Here is a 7,406-nt window from a genome sequence, read left to right as displayed (position 1 = left end):
GGGGTGGACCGCACGACCGACGCGGTCGCTGCGGCGAGGGCCGCGGCGGGATCCGGGGCAGCGGGATCGACCTCCGGCGCGTCGAGCGGCACGGGCTGCTCGGTGGGCGGCAGGAGCTGGCGGGCGTCGCTGCGGTCGACGAGGCCGAGCGAGCGGATCCCCCGGTCGAGGTGCCACTGCGCGTACGCCGCGACGACGCCGCTCGCGCGCGCCTGCGAGCGGAGCGTCGCCGCCTCGGCGTGCGGCCAGTCGCCCGTGAGGAGGGCCGAGAGGAGCGCGAGCGTGTCGGGGTCGAGCCGCGGGGACCCGGGCGGCGCGGCCGCGTCGGCGACCACCCCGCCGAGCTGCACGACGAACGCCGAGTGCGGTCCGGGCGCGCCCGTGACGGCGCAGTCCTGGAAGCTCGGCGCCCAGCCCGCCATCGACAGGCTCCGCAGCAGGTACGAGTCGAGCGTGAGGCTCGCGCCGTGCTCGCGGCGGCTGAGCGAGCGGAGCGCGCCGACGAGCAGCAGGTACTGCTGGAGCGAGCCCTCGTCCTCGGTCACGCGGTCGGCGGTCTCGACCATGGCGCTGGCGGCGGTGTAGCTGCCGTAGTCGGCCGCGATGAGGGCGCCGTACGAGGCGATGGACTCGGCCTGCGTGATGATGTCGAGGGTCCGGCCCTCGAAGAACTGGGCGTCGGCGACCATGAACGGCTCGAGCCGGGCGCCGAACTTCGACTGCGTCCGGCGCACGCCCTTGGCGACCGCGCGGATCTTGCCGTGCTGCCGCGAGAGCATCGTGACGATCCGGTCCGCCTCGCCCAGCTTGTGGGTGCGCAGGACGACGATCTCGTCACGGTAGAGGGGCACCCCTCGATTATCCGCCCCGCGCGACCGCTCCCCCTCCGCCGCGCGGGCCGTCGACCGGCCGCCCCGCGTCACGGGGCCGGGTGCGCCGCCGCCCCTGTGCTATCAAGGGGAGGCCATGGATCCCGTCCCCCTCACCATCCCGCTCTGGGCGGACCTCCTGGCCGTGAGCATCGGCAGCCTGCAGGGCGCCATGTTCGCGGCGGGCTTCCGCGACCGGCGGCTCGACCTGCTGGGCGTCGCCATCATCGGCACGGCCACGGGCCTCGGCGGCGGCCTCCTCCGCGACGTGTTCCTCGACGTCACGCCCGCGGCGCTCTCCAGCAACTGGCTCATGCTGATCGCCGTCGCGGCGGCCCTCGGCGGCATGCTGCTCGAGCGGATCTTCACCCGCCTCGACGTCGTCATCACCGCCCTCGACGCGCTCACCATCGGCCTCTTCTGCGCCATCGGCACGTCGAAGGCGCTGGCGGCCGGGGTGCCGGGGGTGCCCGCCGTCTTCATCGGCGTGGTCTCCGCGGTGGGCGGCTCCTTCGTCCGCGACCTGCTCCTCAACCTGCCCATCGCGATGATGCACGTGGGCTCGCTCTACGCGGTCGCCGCGGGGGTCGGCGCGGTCATCGTCGTCGTGCTCGCGGCGTTCGGGGTCCCCATGTGGGTCGCGGCCATCGTGTGCGTCGCCGTCACGGCGACCACCCGGCTCCTCGCCGTGCGCTTCGGCTGGAGCCTGCCGGAGCAGCGCGCGCTCAGCCGCCTGCGGTTCACGGCGCTGCGCCGCCCGCGTCCCCGCCGCTGACGCACGACGGCCGGGCGTCGCCGCCCGGCCGTCGCGATCACGCGGAGCGGATCAGACCGCGGCCAGCTCCGGCGCGCGCACGGTGCGGCGGATCGCGCGGTTCACGCCCGAGACGATCGCCTCGAGCGACGCCGTCGAGCTGTCCTCGTCGATGCCGACGCCCCACAGGCGCACGCCCTCGACCTCGAGCTCCACGTAGGAGGCGGCCAGCGCGTCGCCGCTCGCGCTGAGGGCGTGCTCCACGTAGTCGAGCAGGCGCACGTCGACGCCCTGGTCGGCGAGCACCTGCAGGAACGCCGCGATCGGGCCGTTGCCGGTCGCCCGCGCCTCGCGCGTCTCGTCTCCGTCGCGGAGCTCGACCTCGAGGGACACGGATCCGCCCATGTCGCTGGACGTGCGCGTGGAGGTGAGCTCGAAGCGGCCCCACTTGTCCTCGGCGCGGTCGAGCGGAGCGGGCAGGTACTCGTCCTGGAAGATCGACCAGATCTGCGCGCTCGTGACCTCGCCGCCCTCGGCGTCGGTCTTCGCCTGCACGACGCCGGAGAACTCGATCTGCAGGCGGCGCGGCAGGTCGAGCGAGTGGTCGGCCTTGAGCAGGTACGCGACGCCGCCCTTGCCGGACTGCGAGTTGACGCGGATCACGGCCTCGTAGGAGCGGCCGAGGTCCTGCGGGTCGACCGGCAGGTACGGCACGGCCCACGGGATGTCGTCGACCGTCACGCCCTGCGCGGCGGCGTCGGCGGCCATCGCCTCGAAGCCCTTCTTGATGGCGTCCTGGTGCGATCCGCTGAACGCCGTGTAGACGAGGTCGCCCGCCCAGGGGCTGCGCTCGGGCACGGCCAGCTGGTTGCAGTGCTCGGCGGTGCGCTTGATCCCGTCGAGGTCGCTGAAGTCGATCTGGGGGTCGATGCCCTGCGTGAACAGGTTGATCCCGAGCGCGACGAGGTCGACGTTGCCGGTCCGCTCGCCGTTGCCGAACAGGCAGCCCTCGATGCGGTCGGCCCCGGCCAGGTAGCCGAGCTCGGCGGCGGCCACGGCCGTGCCGCGGTCGTTGTGCGGGTGCAGCGAGACGAGGATCTCGTCGCGGCGGTCGAGGTGGCGGCACATCCACTCGATGGAGTCGGCGTACACGTTCGGGGTCGCCATCTCCACGGTCGCGGGCAGGTTGATGATGACCTTGCGCTCGGGGCTCGGGTCGAGGACCTCGACGACGCGGTTGCAGATCTCGGCCGCGAACTCGAGCTCGGTGCCCGTGTAGCTCTCGGGTGAGTACTCGTAGTACACGTCGACCTCGGGGATCGTCTCCTCGTACCGCTTGCAGAGGCGCGCGCCCTCGAGCGCGATGTCGATGATGCCCTGCCTGTCGGTGCGGAACACGACCTCGCGCTGCAGCACGCTCGTGGAGTTGTAGAGGTGCACGATGGCCTGCTTCGCGCCGCGGAGCGACTCGTAGGTGCGGGCGATGAGGTGCTCGCGCGCCTGCGTGAGGACCTGGATCGTGACGTCGTCCGGGATCGCGCCCTCCTCGATGAGGCTGCGCACGAAGTCGAAGTCGGTCTGGCTGGCCGACGGGAAGCCGACCTCGATCTCCTTGTAGCCCATGCGCACGAGCAGGTCGAACATGATCCGCTTGCGCTCGGGGCTCATCGGGTCGATCAGCGCCTGGTTGCCGTCGCGGAGGTCGACCGCGCACCAGCGCGGCGCCTCGGTGATCCGGCGGGTGGGCCAGGTGCGGTCCGGCAGGTCCACCTGGATCTGCTCGTGGAACGGGCGGTACTTGTGGATCGGCATCCCGCTGGGGGTCTGCGTGCTCTTCATGGTCGTCTCCTCGTCTCATTCGGGTCAGCCGTGACGGGACTCCGCGACGAGGAGGGCCGGATCAGGCCTCGCCGCGGCGACTAAGGAGGAGGCGGCCGGACTGCATGCGACAACGGTACACCGGGTCAGGCGCCTCAGCGCGCCGAGCGGAGGACGCGGGTCAGGTCGCGCACCGAGGTCGACGGCAGGTACGCGCGCGTCAGGGCGAGGCCCACGGTCGGCAGGGCGGTGGCGTCCGGGTACGCCATGATCAGCGGCACCAGCTCCGGCTGGAACTTGCGCTTGAACTCCAGCAGCGAGCGGAAGCCGTACACGGGCTCGAGCGAGTCGGCGAGGAACTCGAGGATCCGCTCGACCGCGCTCTCCTGCCGCTCGGCGCCGTCGTCCGCCTGCTCGCCCTTCGGGGACGCGGCCCGGGTCTGGGCGAGCGGCGCGGCGGACAGGCTCATGAACTCGATGCCGTCCTCCTTCATCCGCATGGCCGAGCGGGCGATGAGGAACTCCATCACGCCGTTGATCCCGTCCGGCCGGCGGCGCATGAAGTCCAGCGTCCAGCCGATGACCTCGCCGTCGCGCCAGGTCGGCAGCCAGCTCGTCGCCGCCTGCACGTGGTCCTCGGCGTCGATCGCGAGCATGAGCCGCACGGCGGGATCCCGCAGCTCCTCCACGCCGCCGAGCGTGAAGCCCATCTCGGGCAGCTCCTTCTCGGCCACCCACTCCTCGGACATCTGCTCGATCTGGCTGGCCCAGGCGAGGGGCAGCTCGGCCCAGGTGGTCCACTCGGCGCGGATCCCGGCGCGGTCGGCGCGGTTGATGGACGTGCGCACGTCCTGCCACTTCTTGCCCGTGGTCTGCCAGGTGCCGGGCAGCACGACGGTCTCCTCGGCGACGACGAGCGTCTCCCAGCCCATGTCGCGGAACAGCGGCGCCATCGACGCGGGGACGCTGTAGAAGACGGGCGTCCAGCCGTTGTCGTCGGCGAAGCGCGCGAACTGGCCGAGGACGTCGCGCAGCGCCCCCTCGTCCGCCGGCGGCCCGAGGGGAGCTGCGGTGGTGATGGCCACGCTGCCCACGACGCGGTAGGCGACGACCGTCTGCCCGTCGGCGGCGATCCAGTAGGAGTTGCCGGGCCACGTGGCCATGTGCGAGAGCGAGCCGATGGCGCCGCGGCGGAGGGCCGGCGCGACGCGCGCCTGCGCGCGGGGCACTGCGGCGATCCGGACGTCGGCGATGGCCCGCAGGCTCGCGATCACCAGGATGATCCAGAACACGGGGCCGACGCCGCGGTAGACGATGTCGGTGATCGGGTCCGTCGGCAGGAAGTCGAGGGACTCGCCCCGCAGGAACGACGCCGGGATGAAGCGGTCCGGCGCCTCCGCGAGCAGGTCGTTGAGGTCCACCGGACGCGTGAAGGCATCGGAGAGCGCGAGCCCCGTCGCCACGAACAGGGCCATGAGGCCGGCGAGGGCGACGCCCGTGGTGACGAGGAAGCGCCGGATGGCGGGTGCCGTGGACAGGATCGTGAAGTGCCGCCGCAGGAGCACGAGCACGATCGCGCTCCCGAGCGGCAGGGCGACCGACGCCACGAGCGCCGCGACCGCCTCCGGGTGCGCGGACGGCGACGCGGACAGGCGCGGCGAGACCATGTCGCGGTGCACGAGCATCCCGAACGCGTAGGCCGAGAGCACGGCGATGAGCAGGTTGACGCTGACGGCCAGCCACACCGCGAAGCGGCGCCCCCGCGCCAGGCCGTACGCGGCGACGAGCAGCGCGAGCAGCGGCGCCACCGAGAGGAGGATCGGGCCGACGCCGCCCCCGATGCGCGCCAGCATGATCTCCTGCAGGCAGTCGTGCGTGAAGTCGCTCGACAGGCAGCGGGTGGAGATCGCGTCGCCCGGCACCCGGTCGTCGACGAACAGCAGCGCGATGGGGGCGAGCGGGCCGTAGCGGCTGCGGGACAGCAGGGCGATGACGGGACCCGTGCCGAGGATCGCGACGACGGCCGCGAGCATGACGCGCACCTCGTGGTGGGAGCTGCGCTGCCAGATCGCGCCACCGGCCGGCCGGTGCAGCAGCGCGCCGACGACGCCGCCGACCAGGATCGCGAGGAGCCGGTAGAGGTCGCTCGGCTGGCCCGAGTAGAGCAGGAAGACGAGCACCACCACGACGAGCACGACGCGGATCCGCCGACGCCACAGCACTCCCGCCCACGCGCTCGACAGCGCGAGCACGCCCGCGACCGCGGTGAGCGGATCCGCCGTCGCGATGCCCCGGACGCCGTGCGACCACAGCTCGCCGTCCACGAGCCCCTGCGCCTGCACGGCGATGCCGAGGAGCGACCCGACGGTGCCGGTGAGCACGAAGCCGAGGAGCGTGCGCCACCAGCCCATGAGCCGCTCGGCGACCCCGACGAGGACGAGCACGGCGACGAGCGAGACGACGAGCTCCACGGGGCCGTCGGTGAGGAAGGCGGCGGTCGCGGTGGTCCACCAGTGGCCGCGCTCCACGACCGCCTCGTAGCCCGTCGCCAGCTCGTGGTGGACGACGCGGCGCCAGACGTCCGAGACGGCGGGCAGCACCGCCAGCACCAGGATCACGAGGGCGATGCCGAGCGTGACGCGCTGGGCGAGGAGCCTCCCGACCAGGGAGCGCGCGGCGCTCGAGGCGGTGAAGGGGCGAGGTCCGCCGGTCATCGCGCGAGCCCCAGACGCTGGCCGAGCGACGGCAGCGCATCCTGCACGCACCACTGCACGGTGCCCCAGTCGTGCGCCGTGCCCGGTGACGCGCTCAGGCGGGTCGCCATGCCCGAGGCGCGCGCGGCGGCCTCCACCTGCTCCACCTGGGGTCGGTACTGCTGGTCGTCCTCGCCGGCGCAGAAGAACCCGGCCATGTCCGCGTAGGGGCTCCTGGCCTCCATGATCGCCGCCGGGAAGGCGGCCGCGTACTGCGCCTGCGACCCGCCGAACCCGTCCTGCACCGTGTCGGCGCCGATGGTCGGCGCCATCTCGCCGGCGACGTCCACGAGCGAGCCGAAGATGTCCGGGTGGCCGGCGCCCAGCTGCGCCGCGCACGTGCCGCCCTGGGAGAAGCCGAGCACGGACCAGGCGGTCCGATCGGGCAGGACCCGGAGGTTCGCGCGGATCCACGCGGGGACGTCCACCGTGAGGTAGGTGGCCGACTGCCCGAGTGGCGAGTCCACGCACATCGGGTTGTCCTCAGGGGCGCCGAGCTGATCGGGCACGACGACGATCGGCGCGAGGCCGCGGTGCGCGCCCGCGTACTGGTCCATGATCCGGTCGAGCCGGCCGGAGGCGAACATGTCGACGGGCGATCCCGGCTGCCCGGACATGGCGATGACCACGGGCAGGGCGGGCGCGTCGGCGACCAGCGCGGCGGGCGGCAGGTACACCACGGCCTCGCGGGCGGCGAACCCCGACTGCGTGGCGGGGATGGTGGTCGTGCCGAGGCGCCCGCGCGCCGGGAGGGCCCCGGTCGGCTGCCAGCTGTCCTCGAGGGGGCCCGCCGACGCCGGAGATGCGCCGTCGGGCGACGGCAGGTCGGTGAGGTCGAGCGGCAGCACGCGGGTGAGGCCGAAGGCGGCGGCGACGTTCGGGTACTCCTGCAGGTCGGCGTTGATGCCGAGGGCGGTCGCGAGGACGACGAGCGGGACGACGAGCACGCCGAGGGCCGTGTGCAGGACGCGCAGTCGACGCGGCGGAGGCTGCGTCCCCCCGACGCCCGTGAGGCTGCGACCGCCCCGGGCGAGCGCGACGGCGGCGAGCCCCAGGCCCATGCCGCCGACGGCCGTCCACCCGCGCGTGCCGGTGGACAGCACCACGCCGAACAGGTCGAGTACGTCGCCGAGCACGAACGCGAGGGCGAGGCCCGCGAGCGCCCCGAGCCCCGCGGCGAGGGCGGTCTCGGCGACGGCGCGCCGCGGATCC

4 protein-coding genes and 1 pseudogene are annotated in these 7,406 nt (G+C 73.5%); 1 reads left to right on the top strand and 4 read right to left on the bottom strand.

Features of this window, described 5'->3' with window-relative positions:
- Positions 1 to 137: 137 nt before the first annotated feature.
- Positions 138 to 851 (bottom strand): annotated as a pseudogene (recO, locus tag DZG00_RS10165) (DNA repair protein RecO); the annotation flags it as partial.
- 115 nt (positions 852 to 966) lie between these two features.
- Here recO and DZG00_RS10160 point away from each other — a divergent pair.
- The gene (locus tag DZG00_RS10160) at positions 967 to 1,644 is read left to right on the top strand and encodes a trimeric intracellular cation channel family protein (protein WP_119382098.1); all 678 of its coding nucleotides are present in this window, start codon (positions 967 to 969) and stop codon (positions 1,642 to 1,644) included.
- Positions 1,645 to 1,695: 51 nt separating this feature from the next.
- Here DZG00_RS10160 and leuA read toward each other — a convergent pair whose 3' ends face one another.
- The 3 genes from leuA to DZG00_RS10145 all read right to left on the bottom strand — a co-directional run.
- Entirely contained in the window at positions 1,696 to 3,462 is a 1,767-nt protein-coding gene (gene leuA, locus DZG00_RS10155; RefSeq protein ID WP_119382097.1) for a 2-isopropylmalate synthase, read from the bottom strand.
- A gap of 134 nt (positions 3,463 to 3,596) precedes the next feature.
- Entirely contained in the window at positions 3,597 to 6,155 is a 2,559-nt protein-coding gene (locus tag DZG00_RS10150; RefSeq protein ID WP_119382096.1) for an MprF family protein, read from the bottom strand.
- A partial coding sequence (locus DZG00_RS10145; RefSeq protein ID WP_119455589.1) for an alpha/beta hydrolase occupies positions 6,152 to 7,406 on the bottom strand: 1,255 nt, incomplete at its 5' end. The genes DZG00_RS10145 and DZG00_RS10150, both read right to left, overlap by 4 nt.

This window comes from Clavibacter lycopersici (assembly GCF_003576405.1).
GTDB classification, from domain to species: Bacteria; Actinomycetota; Actinomycetes; order Actinomycetales; family Microbacteriaceae; genus Clavibacter; species Clavibacter lycopersici.
The sequence above is the reverse complement of the archived record's forward strand: the minus strand, read 5'-3'. Positions and strand labels throughout refer to the sequence as shown.